The 16,582-nt window shown below is 50.4% G+C and carries 20 protein-coding genes; 15 read left to right on the top strand and 5 right to left on the bottom strand.

The window, feature by feature from the left end; genetic code table 11:
* Positions 1-116: 116 nt before the first annotated feature.
* Positions 117-1,223, bottom strand: coding sequence for an acyltransferase (locus BQ2674_RS04020; protein WP_075572560.1), 1,107 nt, complete (start codon positions 1,221-1,223; stop codon positions 117-119).
* Between the two features lie 127 nt (positions 1,224-1,350).
* Between BQ2674_RS04020 and BQ2674_RS04015 the strand changes: the two genes are divergently transcribed.
* Genes BQ2674_RS04015 through BQ2674_RS03985 form a run of 7 tightly spaced genes read left to right on the top strand, consistent with a single transcriptional unit; the run spans position 1,351 to position 6,272 of the window.
* Positions 1,351-1,746, top strand: coding sequence for a DUF3592 domain-containing protein (locus BQ2674_RS04015; protein WP_083222301.1), 396 nt, complete (start codon positions 1,351-1,353; stop codon positions 1,744-1,746).
* A 17-nt stretch (positions 1,747-1,763) separates the two neighbouring features.
* Positions 1,764-2,339, top strand: coding sequence for a GTP cyclohydrolase I (gene folE / locus BQ2674_RS04010; protein WP_235828811.1), 576 nt, complete (start codon positions 1,764-1,766; stop codon positions 2,337-2,339).
* Between the two features lie 4 nt (positions 2,340-2,343).
* Positions 2,344-3,198, top strand: coding sequence for a dihydropteroate synthase (folP, locus tag BQ2674_RS04005; RefSeq protein WP_075572558.1), 855 nt, complete (start codon positions 2,344-2,346; stop codon positions 3,196-3,198).
* A gap of 12 nt (positions 3,199-3,210) precedes the next feature.
* Positions 3,211-3,576, top strand: a complete 366-nt coding sequence (gene folB, locus BQ2674_RS04000; protein WP_075572557.1) for a dihydroneopterin aldolase — start codon at positions 3,211-3,213, stop codon at positions 3,574-3,576.
* On the top strand, positions 3,569-4,084 hold the full coding sequence (gene folK, locus BQ2674_RS03995; protein WP_075572556.1) for a 2-amino-4-hydroxy-6-hydroxymethyldihydropteridine diphosphokinase: 516 nt from the start codon (positions 3,569-3,571) through the stop codon (positions 4,082-4,084). The genes folB and folK overlap by 8 nt, the downstream gene beginning before the upstream one ends.
* Positions 4,069-4,749, top strand: coding sequence for a response regulator transcription factor (locus BQ2674_RS03990; RefSeq protein WP_075572555.1), 681 nt, complete (start codon positions 4,069-4,071; stop codon positions 4,747-4,749). The genes folK and BQ2674_RS03990 overlap by 16 nt, the downstream gene beginning before the upstream one ends.
* Complete coding sequence (locus BQ2674_RS03985) at positions 4,746-6,272, top strand: HAMP domain-containing sensor histidine kinase (protein WP_075572554.1); 1,527 nt, start codon at positions 4,746-4,748, stop codon at positions 6,270-6,272. Before BQ2674_RS03990 ends, BQ2674_RS03985 begins: the two co-directional genes overlap by 4 nt.
* Positions 6,273-6,276: 4 nt before the next feature.
* On the opposite strand, the gene BQ2674_RS03980 is transcribed toward BQ2674_RS03985, so the two are convergent.
* Genes BQ2674_RS03980 through BQ2674_RS03970 form a run of 3 tightly spaced genes read right to left on the bottom strand, consistent with a single transcriptional unit; the run spans position 6,277 to position 8,033 of the window.
* On the bottom strand, positions 6,277-6,507 hold the full coding sequence (locus BQ2674_RS03980) for a hypothetical protein (RefSeq protein WP_075572553.1): 231 nt from the start codon (positions 6,505-6,507) through the stop codon (positions 6,277-6,279).
* The gene (locus BQ2674_RS03975) at positions 6,504-7,235 is read right to left on the bottom strand and encodes a metallophosphoesterase (RefSeq protein ID WP_075572552.1); all 732 of its coding nucleotides are present in this window, start codon (positions 7,233-7,235) and stop codon (positions 6,504-6,506) included. The genes BQ2674_RS03980 and BQ2674_RS03975 overlap by 4 nt, the downstream gene beginning before the upstream one ends.
* Positions 7,236-7,238: 3 nt before the next feature.
* Positions 7,239-8,033: a DUF4931 domain-containing protein gene (locus BQ2674_RS03970; RefSeq protein ID WP_075572551.1), complete on the bottom strand. Its 795-nt coding sequence runs from the start codon at positions 8,031-8,033 to the stop codon at positions 7,239-7,241.
* 111 nt (positions 8,034-8,144) lie between these two features.
* On the opposite strand from BQ2674_RS03970, the gene mutY reads away from it, so the two are divergent.
* From mutY to BQ2674_RS03950, 4 genes are all read left to right on the top strand, one after another.
* Entirely contained in the window at positions 8,145-9,203 is a 1,059-nt protein-coding gene (mutY, locus tag BQ2674_RS03965) for an A/G-specific adenine glycosylase (RefSeq protein ID WP_075572550.1), read from the top strand.
* Between the two features lie 35 nt (positions 9,204-9,238).
* Positions 9,239-10,429, top strand: coding sequence for a metallophosphoesterase (locus tag BQ2674_RS03960; RefSeq protein WP_159427197.1), 1,191 nt, complete (start codon positions 9,239-9,241; stop codon positions 10,427-10,429).
* Between the two features lie 58 nt (positions 10,430-10,487).
* Positions 10,488-10,850 carry a NifB/NifX family molybdenum-iron cluster-binding protein gene (locus tag BQ2674_RS03955; RefSeq protein ID WP_075572548.1) on the top strand — a complete coding sequence of 121 codons (363 nt, stop codon included), beginning with the start codon at positions 10,488-10,490 and terminating at the stop codon, positions 10,848-10,850.
* A gap of 67 nt (positions 10,851-10,917) precedes the next feature.
* Positions 10,918-11,337 carry a SoxR reducing system RseC family protein gene (locus tag BQ2674_RS03950; RefSeq protein WP_075572547.1) on the top strand — a complete coding sequence of 140 codons (420 nt, stop codon included), beginning with the start codon at positions 10,918-10,920 and terminating at the stop codon, positions 11,335-11,337.
* A gap of 75 nt (positions 11,338-11,412) precedes the next feature.
* On the opposite strand, the gene BQ2674_RS03945 is transcribed toward BQ2674_RS03950, so the two are convergent.
* Entirely contained in the window at positions 11,413-11,886 is a 474-nt protein-coding gene (locus BQ2674_RS03945; RefSeq protein ID WP_075572546.1) for a flavodoxin, read from the bottom strand.
* 193 nt (positions 11,887-12,079) lie between these two features.
* Between BQ2674_RS03945 and BQ2674_RS03940 the strand changes: the two genes are divergently transcribed.
* The 4 genes from BQ2674_RS03940 (at position 12,080) to BQ2674_RS03925 (ending at position 16,461) form a co-directional block, all read left to right on the top strand.
* Positions 12,080-13,291 carry a DUF819 family protein gene (locus BQ2674_RS03940; RefSeq protein WP_075572545.1) on the top strand — a complete coding sequence of 404 codons (1,212 nt, stop codon included), beginning with the start codon at positions 12,080-12,082 and terminating at the stop codon, positions 13,289-13,291.
* A 23-nt stretch (positions 13,292-13,314) separates the two neighbouring features.
* Positions 13,315-14,289, top strand: a complete 975-nt coding sequence (locus BQ2674_RS03935; protein WP_075572544.1) for a dipeptidase — start codon at positions 13,315-13,317, stop codon at positions 14,287-14,289.
* Between the two features lie 177 nt (positions 14,290-14,466).
* Positions 14,467-15,597, top strand: a complete 1,131-nt coding sequence (locus BQ2674_RS03930; RefSeq protein ID WP_075572543.1) for a metallophosphoesterase — start codon at positions 14,467-14,469, stop codon at positions 15,595-15,597.
* A 120-nt stretch (positions 15,598-15,717) separates the two neighbouring features.
* A complete protein-coding gene (locus BQ2674_RS03925) occupies positions 15,718-16,461 on the top strand; it encodes a flavodoxin (RefSeq protein WP_075572542.1) in 744 nt (247 codons plus the stop codon).
* Positions 16,462-16,582 lie beyond the last annotated feature (121 nt).

Raw genomic sequence — 16,582 nt, 5'->3', positions numbered from 1 at the left:
ATGTAATCAATAAGAAAATATTATACTAAAAATGCCTTTAACACATAAAATTACACTCCTTCTTTTGACCGTAAACGACAAAACGGGGAGCGTTTGAACCTTGTTTATAAGTTGTTTTATTTTCCGCGCAGGCAACAGGAGAGGGATTTTGGCAGGTGAAGCTTTTGCAGAAGTGCCGCAAAGCAGAACGAAGAAAGGGTAACGAAAATATAGATGACTATAATTAAACTCGCCCGCAAGGGAATGCCGAAGCGGGCTGCCGTGCCGGTGCAAATACTGAGGAATACGGGGTGGACCAGGTAGATGGGATAGGAGAAGTTGCCCAGGTGAGAGAAAATTTTGTCCGTAAGAGTTCCCACGGGGCGGCACTGCCAGTGATAGAGAAGGAAAATCATGGTCGTTGCCGTATAGATCATGCCGACGGGGCTGAGCTGGTGGACTGTGTAGACGGCGGAAAGGGCGTCGTAATGAAGATAATGCATGACTCCCCAGTAGGCGAACAACATTCCGGCCGCAGAAAGTATTTGCAGGACATTGACGAGTGTACCGAGCCGTTTGATTCTCTCCATGAAGGGCGTGAATTTCTCGGCCGCAAAGGCACCGAACATGAAGATGAACAAATAATGAAAGACGACCCAATTCAAACGGTAGTTAAAGGCGTCCTGCAGGACTTGACTTGTTCCCGTGAAGGTCCATATATAGCTGGAATAGAAGTTAAAAATCAAATTGCCTGTGAAGAGAATCGCAAAACTGTGCACAGGACACTTCATCATGAGGCGTAAGAGGCGGCGCCATAAGGGCATGAGGAGATAAAACCACAGAAGGATGACGAGAAAGTAGATATGGTACATGGCCAGGCCGTACCAAAGTGTTTTCACCAGATTGGCCGGCTGAAAGCCCGTCCAAGTATGACCGAGAAGGGCCGAGTAGAGCAGATAAAAGAGCGACCATGTCAGGTAAGGCAGAAGAACCGTGCGCAGACGTCGCTTTAAATAATCTTTATAGATAAACGGTGCCGACAAGGGCTGACTGTAAAACATACCGAAGGCGGAAAGAAAAAAGAAGGCCGGTACGGAAAAACGGGAAAGTATTTCCAATATACCGATGAGCGCCAAATTCGGCGTCGGGTTCGTCAAAGCTGCCGAGCCGACGTGGATGGCAATGACTCCCAGCATGCAAAGACCGCGCATATACGTTATGGCGGGAATGAATCGTTTTGACATGGCATACCTCAATAGAATACAATACATATAGTTATATACGGATATATAAACCGGTGCAGCCGCATAATGATATAATTGATTATAACAAAAAGTGTGTGTTTTTATAAAGAAACGGATGAAATCGATAATGGATATATTATATGACATCCCTTTGGTGATGGGCACAATTTTTATTTTACTCGGTGCTTTTCACGGCTGGAAGCTGCGTAGTGTCGTGCGCCGCTGCAAGATTCATGCCGACGGCATCCTCTTGGGTTTTCGTGCGGAAAAGACACGCAGCGGCACGATGTATTATCCCGTCGTCCGTTTTGAGGCCAAAGGGAAGACCTATGAGAGTGAATACCGCTTCGGCAGCACCGAGTGGGAGTTTAAAAAAGGCGATAAAGTATCTATTCGCTATAATGAACTGAGTCCGAAGGAAATCTACTTATACCACAGTCTGCCCTTGTGGAAACAGTATTTATCTCCCGTTTGTATAATCGTAGGCGGTATTATTTTTTATTGTACCTACTATATTCATTAAGAGCCGGGGTGATTGGCATGATGCAAAAGGAAATACGAACGGATTTGGCTGCAGCCGGTATCCGTCAGTTTTTGGAAGCTCTCGGCTTGGACCTTAAGGCGCAAGGCATGGAAGAGACTCCCGAACGGGTTGCCGCCGCGTTCGGCAGTTTTTTTGCAGGTCTGCGGAAAGACGGCGTTGCCGTTTTGGGCGAGCCCATACATACGCAGTCGTCAGGCCTTATTGCCGTGCGGCGGCTGCCGTTTTATTCTATTTGTGAACATCACCTGCTGCCTTTTTTCGGCACCGTGAGTATTGTTTATTTGCCGTGTGACGGGAAAATTGCCGGTTTCGGACGTTTTGCCGAAGTTGTACGCGTCTTTGCGCAGCGGCCGCAGCTTCAGGAACGACTGACCGGACAAATTTGCGCTGCCGTTGCCGAAAGCTTGACGCCTGCCGGTGTGTTGGTGCTCGTCAAGGCGCGCCACCTCTGCCTCGCCATGTGCAGTGAAAAGACCGGCCTGGCGGACATCGTGACGGTTTCCGCCTGCGGTGCTCTGAAAGAAGGAGAAACTCTATACGAAAGTGCTCTGCGCTTATTGGAGGAGGAATAATACGGTGAAGTCGAGTATAACCTACGCATGGCGTGACGGGAAAAACCTGACTGTCGGCGAGCGGACCTTAATCATGGGTATCCTTAACGTAACGGCCGATTCTTTTTCCGACGGCGGCAAGTGGAATACACTTGATAAAGCTTTATACCATATGGAAGAAATGGTGCGGGACGGCGCGGACATTATCGATATCGGTGCCGAATCGTCCCGCCCCGGCTTTGTCCCCGTCAATGCGGCAGAAGAACTGAGCGTGTTGGCCGAGTTCCTGCCGGAAATCATTAGAAATTGTCCGCTTCCCGTATCCGTGGACACGTTTAAGGCGGAGACGGCCGAATGGGCTATGGGCGAAGGTGCCCATATGATGAACGATATTTGGGGGCTGCAGTATAGTGAAGAGCCCGGACGCATGGCGGCAGTTGCGGCGAAATATGATGTCCCCGTCGTAATAATGCATAATCGGGACAATACAAACTATGGGGACATAATAACGGATATGAAGAACTTTTTTGCAAAATCCCTGCAAATTGCCGAGGATGCCGGCGTACGCCGTGAAAATATCATTCTTGATCCGGGTATCGGCTTCGGTAAAGTTTTTGAACAGAATCTTCATATACTTCGTCACTTAGATGAAATAACGGCATTGCCCTATCCCGTCCTCTTGGGGACGTCACGCAAGGGCTTCCTTGGCCGGATTCTCGATTTGCCCGTAACGGAGCGCATGGAAGGAACCGGTGCGACTTGTGTGGCCGGTGTTCTTGCGGGCTGTGCCATTATGCGTGTTCACGACGTAAAACCTATTGCCCGTATGTGCCGTGTGGCCGACGAGCTGCTCGGCACTTGTGAACATGGTATACAATAGAGAAGGGGAATTATGGACGAAATCTTGATTACCGGATTGACCTTTCAAGGGTACCACGGCTGTTTGCCGGAAGAACGCAAGGCGCCGCAGCCCTTTATTATCGATTTGGCCTTGCGGCTGGATTTGTCGGCTGCCGCGGCAACCGATGACTTGACGAATACCGTAGACTACGATAAAGTGTGTTTAATCACGGCTGCAGTTGTCGAAGGCATACCCCGTAATTTGATCGAAACGGTTGCCTCGTCCGTATGTGATGCCCTGCTGCGGGAGTTTGCGCCGCTTGCTTCGGTCGCTGTGACGCTTCACAAGCCGCAGGCACCTGTGCGGCGGAATTTCTCCGATATAGCCGTGCACATGGAACGGGTTCGACATGAGTAGACTTTACATCGGCCTCGGTTCCAACAGCGGTGACAGAGAGGGCATGATGACGTCTGCCCTGCACGCTTTGGCGGCAGAGCCGGGTATAGACGTGCAGGACTATTCGTCTTTGTACGAGACGCCGCCGTGGGGCAAGACGAATCAGCCCGATTTTCTGAATGCCGTCGTCGCCGTCCGTGCCGCCTTTCCCGGTGAGGCTGTCTTACAGCGCTGTCTGGCCGTTGAACGCGAGTTGGGCCGCGTACGCCGGGAGAAATGGGGCATGCGCACGATTGACCTGGATCTTCTTTATGGGGAAGACGAAGAGTGTCACACTCCTTTTTTGGAACTGCCTCATCCCTATTTGAAAGAACGCGCTTTTGTCCTCGTGCCGCTTTTGCAGGTGGCCGGTGACATACGCATTGACGGTGAGCGCATCAGCTCTTTGCTTGAGAACTTGCCGGAACAAAATGTGATCAAAGAAATAAAAAAGCCTGTAAGGGGGAAGCTTATATGGAAAAGATTTTAATTGCCGACGATGAAGAATTAATGAGACAACTTATTGCCGATTTTTTGCGGCCTGAAGGGTTTGAAGTATTGGAAGCCACTGACGGCAAGCAGGCCTTGGAAATTTTTAACGAACAGCGGCCGGATTTGATTTTATTGGACGTCATGATGCCCGGTTACGACGGCTGGACCGTATGCCGGGAAATTCGCCGTACCTCGACGGTTCCCATCGTCATGATTACGGCGAAGGACGAAGAAATTGATCAGCTCTTTGCCTATGACCTCGGCGTGGACGACTATATTACGAAACCGTTCAGCCCGAAACTGTTGGTAGCGAAGTTAAAAGTGCTTCTCCGCCATATCCACGGCGAACAGGATGAAAAGGACGCGTCCGCCGTTCCCAAGGAGGGCGTGGCGATCGACAGGGAAGCGCACCAGGTTCTTATTGACGGCAAGAGTACGGATTTGAGCCCGACGGAATACAAGCTGCTCAACTACTTGATGACCAATGCCGGCAAGGCCTTGAGCCGCCGCCAGATTTTGAACAAAGTTTGGAACTATGAATACTACGGCGATTTGCGTACAGTGGATACGCACATCAATCGCCTGCGCATCAAGCTTGGCAACCGCGGCTCTTACATCCGGACCGTTCGCGGTTACGGCTACAGATATGATAAACAACAATGAGAAATGTTTCCTTGCGTGCTAAAGTCGGCTTTAATCTGGTCGGCTTTACTCTTTTTTTCGTCCTTACGCTAATCATGGCCATCGGCTTCGGTTTCGAGCCTATTTATTACAGCATTCAGAAGCACAACATGGTCACGGCGGCGCGTTCAATCAGTGAAATATACGGGGTCAGAGGGCCGACGGGTTTTGACGAAATCAATGAAATAACGCATTCTGTCGGGACGGATATTTTTATTGTCGACCAGGGCGTATTGGTCTACTCGTCCGGACCGGACAAGATTTTTGAGTCCGGCAGCAGCGAAGGCGATAAAAAAGACAGGCAGCGCATCAAGGCGAATATGCCGCAGCACATTCGCATTATCGCGTCTCTCCTCAATGGATACAAACCGCAGGACGCGGACTTGGGCAAGGTCATGTACTATACGGACGAGAACGGCGAGCACATTCGCTTCTTCAGCCTTATTACGCGTATGGGCGAAAATGCTTATGTCATCATCAGCCAGCCGTTGGCACCCTTGCGGGAAAATGTCAGAATCGTACAGCGGTTCATTCTCTTTTTCGGCATCCTTTGGGTCGTCGTCGCGATCTTGGGGGCCCTGCGCTTTTCGCGGCGGCTTACGGAACCTTTGGATGAGCTGAAAAGCATTGCGACGGACATGGCGCACCTTAATTTCTCCCGTAAATGGAACGACGTTTCTCCGGTTCATGACGAAATCGATATGGTCGGCGAGAGTCTCAATATCCTGTCGTCCCGTCTGGCTACGGCTCTCGATGAACTTCAGCAGAGCAATGCGGCCTTGCAGCAACAGCTCGACAAGGCCAATGAAATCGAGTATATGCGCAAGTCCTTCATTTCTGCCGTGTCTCACGAGCTTAAGACGCCGCTGGCCATTATTCAGGGCTATGCGGAGGCTTTGGAAGATCTGCGTGACGTGCCGCAGGAGACGCAGGAATATTATTGCTATGTCATCCGCTCGGAAACGCGCAAAATGGACGGTCTCGTCAAGGACTTGCTCAATTTGTCGCGCCTCGAAGCGGGACGACTGCATTTGGAATTGACCGACTTCGATTTCGGCGCTCTCATGGACGAGGCGCAGTATCGCTTTAAAGGACCTGCGGAAGAGAAGCACTTGCGGCTTACGTGGCTATTTCCTGAAGAAATGCCCGTGTATGGCGATCCCGGCCGCTATAACATCATTATGAACAACTTTCTCTCCAACGCCATCGATTACGCGAAGGAAGGCGGCGAGATTCGCGTCACTGTCGTGGAAGAAGAAACGGATTACATGGTGGAAGTTTTCAATCAGGGCGAACAAATACCGGAAGAATACCACCGGCGCATTTGGGAGCCCTTTTATAAGGTCGACTCGTCTCACAGCCGCGACGGGAAGCGCATGTTCGGCGGTCACGGCCTGGGTCTGGGGATTGTGGCATCCTTGCTGGCACTGCATGAGCAGCGCTACGGTTTGCGCAATGAAAAAGACGGTGTTACCTTCTGGTTCACCGTCGCCAAGCCCCGATAATATGTTAAAATGCTCTTTTTCCCAGTTTGGGGTGGGAGCATTTTTTTAATGTCAGATGCTCCACCAGGTAGCCTGCTTCATCCAGGCCGATATCCTCCGTTTTGCCGTCGTGTTCATACAGACAGAGAGGCTGATCGGCGCCGACTTCGCCGCCGGGCAGGTAAACGTATTCGGCTGTCGCCGTATCACCGAAGATAATACCGGCGAGAAGGTGCTTTTTTGCGATTTGACTCATTGTGTTGCTCCTTGCTCTATGGTTTCCGTTACGTCCAATAATTTGCAATCCCTATAGTCTGCCGACACGAGATGGAGAAGCGTGCCGTTATAGACGCGGGGGAACATGGTGTTCGGTTTCATGCCGTGGAGATGGCCGAATATGCAGATCGGCACCTTATATTGCTCCAACAATTCCGTAAAGCCGCTCGGTCCGGTCAAATCACATACAGGCGGGTAGTGGAGAAGAAGAAGAGTGCGGCGGCAGCCGAGGTCGGCCGCTTCCTGCAAGGTTCGCTCCACGCGCAGGAGTTCGCGGCGGTAAGGCTTGTCATCTTCCGGAGAATGATAGTGTATATCCCCCGGGCAGACCCAGCCGTGAGTGCCGCAGACGGCAAATTCTCCGTCATCCGTAGGAATAACCGTGCCGTAAAGATAATACATGTTATTTTTATTGTCCATGCGGTTCAGTTTGCCTGCGCTTTCCCACCAGTAATCATGGTTGCCGCGGATAATAATCTTTTTTCCCGGCAAGGCGCGGATTTCATCCAGGTCTTCTTGTGCCTCATTTAGGTGCATGGCCCAGGACGTGTCGCCTGCAATGAGTACCGTATCTTCGGCGGATACGCGGTTTTTCCAGTCTTCTTTAATTCGCTGCCAGTGATTTTTCCAACGTTCACCGAAAATTTCCATCGGTTTCTTCGGCGGATTGCCCGATAAGTGGAGATCACCTATGGCAAATAAACGCATATATTATTCCTTTTCTTCGGTTAAAAAACGGCGCACCGCGTCAATCAGCCGTTGGCGCGACACAGTGTCGGTGATTTGCGGTATTTTATAACCCACATAAAGGGGGTTGGTGAGGAAGCGGGGCACTACTTTTACGAAAAGACCGGCTTCTTCGGGAAAATCGTAGAAAAACAGGTTGTAACTGTTCGTGTACTTGGAAAATTGCCGGGTCATATACAGGGCGATGCCCTGCAAACGGCGGCTGAAGACAGAAAAGTCGGCGTGATCGCGCAGTATCAGGTTGATTTCGTAAAAGCCGAGGAGCGGCCTGTCGGAGAGGTTGATTTCCAGCGTTTTCGTTACGAGAACGGGCGTACCCTGCAAATGACGGAGGTGCACGTCTTCGCGGTAGTCGTGTTCTTCAAGGCCGACGATTTGCATGTGCGGGTGGCGAATGGTGCCGCCCGACATGGAGCCGTAGTTGCGGTAAAAAAGAACCGACTTAAAGCGTCCCGATTCTTCCAATTGACGCCACTTGTCCAGGGCGAAGCGCAGGAGTCGTTCCGCATAGACCGGCTCATACGTGGAAAACTCACCGTCGTCGTTTTCCGTTTCAATAATTAAGGTGGGGTACGTGTTTTTTAAGACGGGAAAGGCGTTTTTCAGCCAAATAATAGGCCCGTCTTTGGCTAAAATACCCTTTAAGTTATCAACGTCGCAAAAAGGGCAGTACGATTCATGGCGATGGATCGTATCCGGCTTTTTTTTGCCTATGTTTAAATTAAATTCCAGAACTCTTTCGTCGTCGCCGGTACTCATCAAACACGCCTCCGTTTCTCGCATTTTCTATTGTAGCATACTGAATATAATTTTAAAAATCATGTGGTATAATTTAATACACCTATGAAAAAACAGGTAAGGATGGTATGAGTGCATACGAATTCACAGTGGAGTGATTTGCTTATACATTGGTTTGACGCGCATGGCCGCGACTTGCCTTGGCGGACGGGGGCGACTCGGAATCCCTATGCCGTCTGGGTGTCGGAAATCATGCTGCAGCAGACCAAGGTGGAGGCGGTTAAACCCTATTACGAAAATTGGATGGAGCGCTTTCCGACGGTTCGGGACTTGGCGAGTGCCGCAGATGACGACGTTTTGCGTCAGTGGCAGGGGCTGGGGTATTATTCACGCGCCAGAAACCTGCACGCCGCCGTAAAAGAAGTGGTTGTCCGGTATGGCGGTCACATACCGGAAGACAAGGAGACGCTTTTGACCTTGAAGGGTATCGGTGATTACACGGCAGGTGCTATTTCCAGTCTCGCCTATAATCGGCCCGTAACGGCCGTCGACGGCAACGTGCTGCGCATCTTCGCACGTCTTTATAAAATAGAGGACAATGTTTTGTCAAATACCGTGAAAAAGAGGGTAACCGCCTTGGCGGAAGGTCAACTTCCGAAAGACTGTCCCGGTAAATTTAATGAAGCGCTTATGGATTTCGGCGCTCAAGTATGTATTCCCAAAAATCCCAAGTGTGATATCTGTCCCTTGGTACATCTCTGTGAGGCCAAGGCGGTCAATCTGGAAAGGGTTCTGCCCCGGCGTATGACGAAGAAAAACATCCCTACGGAGCGGTATGCCGTTGCCGTCTGCATTCGGGGCGGCAAATGTCTCGTTCGGCGGCGGCCGGCGAAGGGACTGCTCGCAGCCATGTGGGAATTTCCGTCCGTCCGGTCGGAACGGGCGGAAGCGGACGTGAAATTATTGCAGGACTGTTTGACGGAACAGGGGCTTACAGCGCGTATGGAACCTGCCGCAGTACAGGAGCTGCGCCACGTCTTTTCCCATAAAAAGTGGCACCTTGTCGTCTATGAGGGCTATGTGGAAGAAGGTTCATTGAAAGAAAGTGAGGTGTGGCAGTGGTTGCCTCTTGCGGACTATACGAAAATTCCCTGGGCAGGGCCGCACGGTAAACTGACTGCCTTGTTATAATGAGAGGTCTTTTTTTACTTATTTTTTTAAGTATTATGTCTGTCGTTTCCGCCGGAACGGCAGTTTTGTGGGCCTATGCGGGCGGGAAGCGGCGAAAGAGAAAATATATTGTTGCGGCTCTTGCCGTAACGGCATCGGCAGTAGGTATTGTAGGGCTCTATGAAGAGAGCTATCACCTCATCCGCAATTTGCCGTACGTAAAGGCTGCACAATACGCGGCCGCTTTATCCCTGGACTGGCTTATTACGCTTTTCGTCTTTTTTCCCGTTGCCGCCATTGCGGCCTTTTTCGTCTATGTATTCAGAAGAAGATCGAAGCATAAAAAAGATGTAAAGGAAGGGCAGGAGCATACCTTTTCGCGGCGCACCTTTGTGAAAGGACTTGCGGCGTTGCCCCTTGCCTTGGGTGCCGTAAACGGATGGGGGCTTTTTGCAGGCAACAACATCGTTGAGACCCTGCGCTATGCGTGTACCTTTGCGGCTTTGCCCAAGGGGCTGGACGGCTACAGAATCGGACAGATTTCCGATTTTCATATAGGCGTATTTCTTAATGCCGGCGATTTGCGTGAATGCGTGCTCGCCATGGCCGCCGAAAATCCGGATATGTTGGTCATTACGGGAGACCTTATTGACGAAATGTGCTTAAATCCCGATTGCGGCCGTGTCCTGGCGGAGACCGTCGGCCTTTTCCCGGACGGCGTCTACTTTTGCTACGGAAATCACGAGTATTATCATAATATTCGCGAGATAACAGCCATGCTTGAAAAGGCGGGCGTTGCGGTTTTGCGCAACGACGGCATAGTTGTCAGACCGCAGCGTTTTAAAGATACGGCTTTTTATCTGGCCGGCACGGACTACAGTTTTACCAGGGGCGACGACGCCTTTCGTGAAGAATGCCGCCTCTATACGGGACGGTCTCTGCGCAGGCGGCAGGGTGAAATGTTCACCGTCCTTTTGGCTCATCATCCGGATTTCTTCGACGCTGCTGCGGAACGCAAGATCCCGCTTACCCTGTCCGGACATACACACGGCGCGCAGGTGATGCCCCTCGGTGAAATTGTCAAGAAGCGTTTCAAGTATTTACGCGGCTTCTATAAACAGGGAGAATCTCTTTGTTATGTCAACCGCGGCACGGGCCACTGGCTGCCTCTGCGCCTGGGCTGCTCGCGGGAAATGAATGTCTTTGAGCTGCACTGCGGCGACGGGACGGCCCATGTTTCGTATTGACGCGGGCCTTTTTTCTTTATATTATAATTTTAAGAATAAAACGTAAGGAGGATGTATCATGAAAATTGCAGTACCTTATGAAGACGGAAAAGTATTTCAACACTTCGGCAAGACGAAGAAGGTAAAAGTATATACAGTGGAAGACGGAGCGGTCACGGCTGCTCATATTGCCGAGAACACGGGTGAGGGGCACGAGGCCGTGACGGACTTTTTGAAGGCCTTGGACATTGATGTCGTTATTTGCGGCAATATCGGCGGCTGCGCGCAAAAAGCGGTTCGCGAAGCGGGCATGGAATTATATGGCGGTGTATACGCGCGCTGCGACGACGCGGTAAACGCTTTTTTAACAAATAATCTGGCTTATGATCCCGATGCCGGCTGTCCCGGCCCTGCAGACGACTCGCCTCACGTTTGCCGGTAACAATGGAAAGAAGAGCATGATATAATAGCAATATGAATTAGTTGCTTCAATAAACGAGGTGTTTTTGATGAGAACCAATACGGGAACGGTTGAAGCCGTATTTCCCGATGGAACGGCAAAAATTCAGACCAACAGAAACAGCTTGTATTCACCTTGCAGCACGTCCATGTGTAAGGATAATGTCGTCATTGACGCGGTTAATCTTATCGGCGCAAAAAAAGGTGAATATGTGGAATTTACGATTCCCGACGACAATATGGTAGCAGGAGCGGTGCTGTGTTTCGGTCTGCCTCTTTTGCTGATGCTTGTTTGTGCGGCCGCCGGGCGGTATATCGGTGTCGGTTATGGCTATGATGCGCAAAACAGCGCGATTTGCGGATTTCTCGCAGGTATTCCCCTGGCGGTTACGGCAATTAAAACCTATGATTTGATGATGAAACCGAAGGGTCCCAAATCGGAAATTATTAAGCTCGTAGAGGAAGATTGATGAGAACGTAAAATATCCCGTATAGGCGATGTATGTCGCCCGTTACGGGATATTTTGTACATATGGGAAAGCTAATCACTTATGGGCGAACTCTGTTTTAAGAGTGTTCAACCAATCTTGGGTATCGCTCTTTTTCCATTTAATTTTTGTGAAGGGAAACTTTACGGTCGCACCGGCACAGACCGTTTCCAAGGTAGACAAACTTTTTGTAATACTGTCCATGCCGGAGGTGGCGAAGGGGACGAGGATCTTTCCCTGTAAATCACAGTTGGAGAGAAAATCCGCAAAGAAAGCGGGCACATCGTTAAACCAAACGGGGAAGCCGACGAAGACGAGGTTGTACGCCTGTAAATCAGGAATGGCCGTAACCGCCTTATGAACGAGATGATGCTTACGTTCCCTGCGGACGCGAATGACCGACATAAGGTAGTTGCCGTACGGATCCTGCGGTTCCACCTTGAGCGTGTCGCAAGGAAGGATTTCGCAGATTTTATGGACCAGATTTTCCGTCTTTCCTGATTTGGAGTAATAGAGAATCATCGCTTTCATGAGTATCATCTCCTTTAGCAAAAAGCGTATCCTTATTGTACTCATTCCCTTTGTAAATGTCCATATGAAGGCAGGGGGAAACGGAGCGTAAGCGGTAAAGAATAATGTATACACGGACCGGCTTGATTGACACATATAAATGTATTGAATATCATAAATAAAGAGTAATCATACTTTGAAAGGAGTGGATGATATGAATACATTAGTAAGTCCTGAAAACACGTGGGTCTTGATGGCGATTATGCTTTCCGCTGCCGGTATATCCATTTACTTGGAGCAAAAATATGCATGGGCCTCAAAAATATCGGGAGCCGTCATTGCCTTGATTTTTGCGCTGCTTCTGGTCAATTTGAATATTATTCCTACGTCGGCCCCTATCTTTGACGACGTTGTCTGGGGATTTGCCGTGCCTATCGCCATTCCGCTTCTGCTCCTGCAGGCGAATATGAAAAAAATTTGGCGCGAAACGGGGCGGATGCTCTTCATCTTCCTCATCGGTGCCGCCGGCACGGTGGCGGGGACTCTCATCGGGTATGTGGCCCTCGGCGACTGCATAAAAGGCCTCAATCAGGTTGCCGCCATGATTACGGGCTCTTATATCGGCGGCGGCGTCAACTTCACGGCTTTGGCCGATGCTTTTAAGGTAGACGGCGGCCTCATATCGGCAACGGTTGTCGCCGACAATCTGAACATGGCCATTTATTTCTTGATTCTTATCGGTACTGCGGGCAGTGCTTTTTTCCGTAAATATTATACGCATCCCCATATTGACGATGTCATTGCCAACGGCAAGTCCGAAGAAGGTGAAACTTTGGCGGCTCAATATTGGGGCAGAAAGGAAATTTCTCTCAAAGATATTGCTTTCAATTTCATGTATGCCGTTATTGTCGTCACGATTTCCAAATTTTTTGCCGCAGCCTTGGCCGGCGCCATTCCGAAGACCGGTTGGTTCCTGCAGATGTGCAACACCTTCTTCGGCAGTCAATACGTGTGGATAACGCTCATTGCCATGTGCTTTGCCACCTTTTGTCATAAGTACGCGGCAACCATGCACGGCGCGCAGGAACTGGGGACGTATCTTATTTATCTCTTTTTCTTCGTCATCGGCGTGCCTGCGTCGATTATTGAAATCGTGCAGAATGCCCCCTTGCTGCTCGCCTTCTGTCTCATTGTCGTCATTGTCAATATGGCCTTTTGCTTCATTGGCGGCAAGATCTTTAGGTTCGACTTGGAAGACATCATTCTCGCGTCGAACGCCAATATCGGCGGACCGACGACGGCTGCGGGCATGGCTATTTCTCAGGGCTGGTATAAGCTCGTCGGGCCATGCATGCTCGTCGGCACCTTCGGCTATGTCATCGGTACGTATTTGGGTGTTATTGTGGGCAGTATGTTGGGATTATAGGAAAATTAAGAAGGGGATATAATATGTCATTCGTATTCGACGGCCACTCCGATATGTGGTGCAATATAACGATGCGGCGCTTGGCAGGAGAGCGGAACGTCTTTAAAAAATATCATTTGCCGCACCTGCAGGAGGGAAATGTGGGTGCGTTGATTGCGGCCGTGTGGATTGAAACGCAGTATACGGACGACCCGACGGCACGCATGCTGGAAATACTCGGCGCCGCCGCAGCGGAATTGCGGGAGAATAAAGAAGTCCTAGGCCTTGTCTTAAGCGGTAATGATGTGGAGCGCATCCGTGCGGTCGGCAAGACGGCGATTCTTTTCGGCATGGAAGGACTGAGCGGCCTTAAAGGCAGGGCGATCTTCTTGGAGGCACTCTATCGTATGGGTGTACGCCACTGCATGCTCACGTGGAATGAAGAAAACGAGTTTGCCGTCGGTGTCGGCGATGAACTCGGTGTGACCGGCCTGAAACAGGCAGGTGTGGAGGCTGTAAAGCTGATGGAAGAGCTCGGTATGATCGTCGACGTATCCCATGCCAGTGAAAAAACCTTTTGGGACATTGAAAAGATAGCGACCAAACCGCTTATGGCGTCTCATTCCAATGCGTATGCCGTATGCCCGGCCAAGCGGAATCTGAAAGACGAACAAATCAAAGCCGTTGCCGCTTCAAAGGGTATTATCGGTATGAATGCCTGGCCGACCTTTGTCAGTGAGAGTAAGCAGCCGACTGTAGAAGACTTGGCCGACCATGTGGACTATATTGCCGGCCTTGTCGGTATTGACTGTGTGGCCTGCGGCTTCGACTTCTGCGATTACCTGGAAGGGCGTATACCTTTTTTCGCGTCTGCTGCAGGAAGTTTTACAAAGGGCCTTTTTCATGCGGGAGAAGTGCCGAATTTCTTTGACGTTCTGCGCAAGCGCGGCTATTCGCAGGAGGATTTGGATAAAATCGCCTATAAAAATGCAATTCGCTATTTGCGGCAGGTGTTGTAAAAAAACTCGGTTGGAGAGAATCTCGTGCGGAGGAAGCGGACTTATATTTTTACACGGCGTTTTTGCAAAGGCCGTGTAAGCGGATTGATTCGGATTTTGACAGAGCCGAATATGAAGCGTTGCGAGATGATAAAAGATATCCTGCCGTTGATGATGAATGAATAAAGGAAATGCAGTATGAATCGACACAGATACATTTTTTATGTTATTTTAGGCGTCCTCGGCTCATTGGCAGCGATCGGGCAGTGGCAGATGTACGGAACGGCCTTTCCCGTATTGGCGGGCCATAGAGGGTTTGTGTTTTTTGCGTTGTCGCCGCTTCTCTTCGTTATCCCCTATGTGGGCGCTTTGAAACTGCCGCGAGCGTTGACAAAGGTGTTGGCTCATATCGGCGGCTATTGGTTTATTGCAACGTATTACGGGCTGATCGTCATGATTCCGTTTTTCCTTTTGCGTCTTGCCGCAATGCTTACGAAAAATGGCGGGTTAGTATCTTTGACGGAATGGTACGGCAGACTGACGGCGCTTATTTTAATCATTCTCCTTTGCTATGGTGCCTATGTGGCGAGGCATCCCGTCGTCCGCCGCGTGGAGGTGGCGACGGGCAAGCCTCTTGCGAAAGAGCGGCGTATCGCCTTTATCAGTGACCTCCACTTGGGAATCGTCCTGGGCAAGCCCTTTGTACGAAAATTGGCGGCACAGCTGAAAGAAGCGGTGCCCGACGTTCTTCTCATAGGCGGCGACATTATTGACGGCAATTTGGAATTTGTCCTCCGTGACGGCTCGCTGTCGGAATTGAGGCTTCTCCGGGATGCGGTGCCCGAGTGCATTGCCGTCTTCGGCAATCACGACCATTACGGCATCGATATCGGTATGGAACGGCGAGTTTTGTCGGAGAGCGGCATTCTCTGCTTGGCCGGCGAGTCCTATACGACGAAGGACGGTTTCTATATTGCAGGTATGGCCGATCACATGCATGTGCCGCTGCAGCGTATACGGAAAGCACCGGATGAGACTTTTTCGATTTTTATGGAACACGAGCCGGTACAGATAAGACCGGCCGCCAGGGCCGGATACGACCTGTATGTGAGCGGTCATACCCATGCCGGCCAGTTTTGGCCGAATCGGGCGGCGACGAAGCGAATCTTTGAACTCGACTACGGCATGAAAAAGTACGGCTCCATGACGGCTGTCGTTTCCTCGGGCTACGGCTCGTGGGGCGCTCTTTTTCGGCTGGGCGTGTCGCCGGAAATTATCGTCATTACGGTGCGAAGCGAAAACGCCCGCAAGGATAAAGCGGGTACATGATAAACGTGCATAAGAATCGAGGCCGTATTCTTGTATGAGGCGGCTCGGATTTGCTATACTATAATAAATGACATAATGTCAATTCAAAAGGAAGTTATTTGAACGGGGAGGAAAAGCAGGATGAAAAAAGTAAGTACTCTATTGGCCGCGTTGGCAGCGGCCGGTCTTATTGCCGGCTGCGGTCTGACGGGGGAGTCGAAGAGCGCTGCCGAAAATCCTAAGGAAGCGACGAGCATCAGCGACGCGAAGATTGCAAACGTACAGCCCGGCTTGGTGAAGAGCGAAAATAATAAGCAGAAAATATTGATCGCGTATTTTTCGTACGTCGAAAATACGGGCGGGCGGCCGGTTCATTCGGATCAGTATGATATTTTGACGGCTGCCAGCGTTAAGCTCGACAAAAATGAAATGGTCGGCAACAATGCCGTTATTGCCAAGACATTTGCCGAAAAGACGGGCGGTGATATTTTCTCCATACGGGCCGATAAGGCTTACTCCTCCAAATATGAAGAAGCGACGGATACGGGCAAGGAAGAATTGGACAACAACACGAAAGTGGGCGTGTCTACGAAAATCGATGATATAAGCGATTACGATACGGTTATTTTCATATATCCTATTTGGTGGGGCGAACTGCCGCAAGCTCTCAATACGTTCCTTGCAGAAACGAACTTGGCCGGGAAAAAGGTAATTACCGTATCCGATTCGTATAACAGCGGTGCCGGCGATACGGCGGAGGCCGTGCAAAAATTGGCGCCGCAGGCGACGGTTGTAGCCGGACCGGATATTAAAGAAGCGGACATGGCCGACATTGACAGTATTGTGACGCAGGCTGTCGAAAAAGAAGGAATCGGACTGAAATAGGCATTGTATTGACTTTATACGGGGCCTTTTGCTATTATAAAACCACAGCGATGCAGGAGAATAAGTAGACTCTGTCAGCGAGGTAAGGAGAGTGAGAGCTTACCGATGTGTCGAAGGCGCT

This window comes from Megasphaera coli (assembly GCF_900095855.1).
Classification (GTDB): Bacteria; Bacillota; Negativicutes; order Veillonellales; family Megasphaeraceae; genus Megasphaera; species Megasphaera massiliensis_A.
Note: the sequence above shows the minus strand (reverse complement) of the source record. Positions and strands in the feature narration are given on the sequence as shown.

Bases quoted from the DNA above. Each gene is read 5' to 3' on its own strand.
- BQ2674_RS04020 (WP_075572560.1), bottom strand. From the start codon at position 1,223: ATGTCAAAACGATTCATTCCCGCCATAACGTATATGCGCGGTCTTTGC.
- BQ2674_RS04015 (WP_083222301.1), top strand. From the start codon at position 1,351: ATGGATATATTATATGACATCCCTTTGGTGATGGGCACAATTTTTATT.
- folE (WP_235828811.1), top strand. From the start codon at position 1,764: ATGATGCAAAAGGAAATACGAACGGATTTGGCTGCAGCCGGTATCCGT.
- folB (WP_075572557.1), top strand. From the start codon at position 3,211: ATGGACGAAATCTTGATTACCGGATTGACCTTTCAAGGGTACCACGGC.
- folK (WP_075572556.1), top strand. From the start codon at position 3,569: ATGAGTAGACTTTACATCGGCCTCGGTTCCAACAGCGGTGACAGAGAG.
- BQ2674_RS03990 (WP_075572555.1), top strand. From the start codon at position 4,069: ATGGAAAAGATTTTAATTGCCGACGATGAAGAATTAATGAGACAACTT.
- BQ2674_RS03985 (WP_075572554.1), top strand. From the start codon at position 4,746: ATGAGAAATGTTTCCTTGCGTGCTAAAGTCGGCTTTAATCTGGTCGGC.
- BQ2674_RS03980 (WP_075572553.1), bottom strand. From the start codon at position 6,507: ATGAGTCAAATCGCAAAAAAGCACCTTCTCGCCGGTATTATCTTCGGT.
- BQ2674_RS03975 (WP_075572552.1), bottom strand. From the start codon at position 7,235: ATGCGTTTATTTGCCATAGGTGATCTCCACTTATCGGGCAATCCGCCG.
- BQ2674_RS03970 (WP_075572551.1), bottom strand. From the start codon at position 8,033: ATGAGTACCGGCGACGACGAAAGAGTTCTGGAATTTAATTTAAACATA.
- BQ2674_RS03960 (WP_159427197.1), top strand. From the start codon at position 9,239: ATGTCTGTCGTTTCCGCCGGAACGGCAGTTTTGTGGGCCTATGCGGGC.
- BQ2674_RS03955 (WP_075572548.1), top strand. From the start codon at position 10,488: ATGAAAATTGCAGTACCTTATGAAGACGGAAAAGTATTTCAACACTTC.
- BQ2674_RS03950 (WP_075572547.1), top strand. From the start codon at position 10,918: ATGAGAACCAATACGGGAACGGTTGAAGCCGTATTTCCCGATGGAACG.
- BQ2674_RS03945 (WP_075572546.1), bottom strand. From the start codon at position 11,886: ATGAAAGCGATGATTCTCTATTACTCCAAATCAGGAAAGACGGAAAAT.
- BQ2674_RS03940 (WP_075572545.1), top strand. From the start codon at position 12,080: ATGAATACATTAGTAAGTCCTGAAAACACGTGGGTCTTGATGGCGATT.
- BQ2674_RS03935 (WP_075572544.1), top strand. From the start codon at position 13,315: ATGTCATTCGTATTCGACGGCCACTCCGATATGTGGTGCAATATAACG.
- BQ2674_RS03930 (WP_075572543.1), top strand. From the start codon at position 14,467: ATGAATCGACACAGATACATTTTTTATGTTATTTTAGGCGTCCTCGGC.
- BQ2674_RS03925 (WP_075572542.1), top strand. From the start codon at position 15,718: ATGAAAAAAGTAAGTACTCTATTGGCCGCGTTGGCAGCGGCCGGTCTT.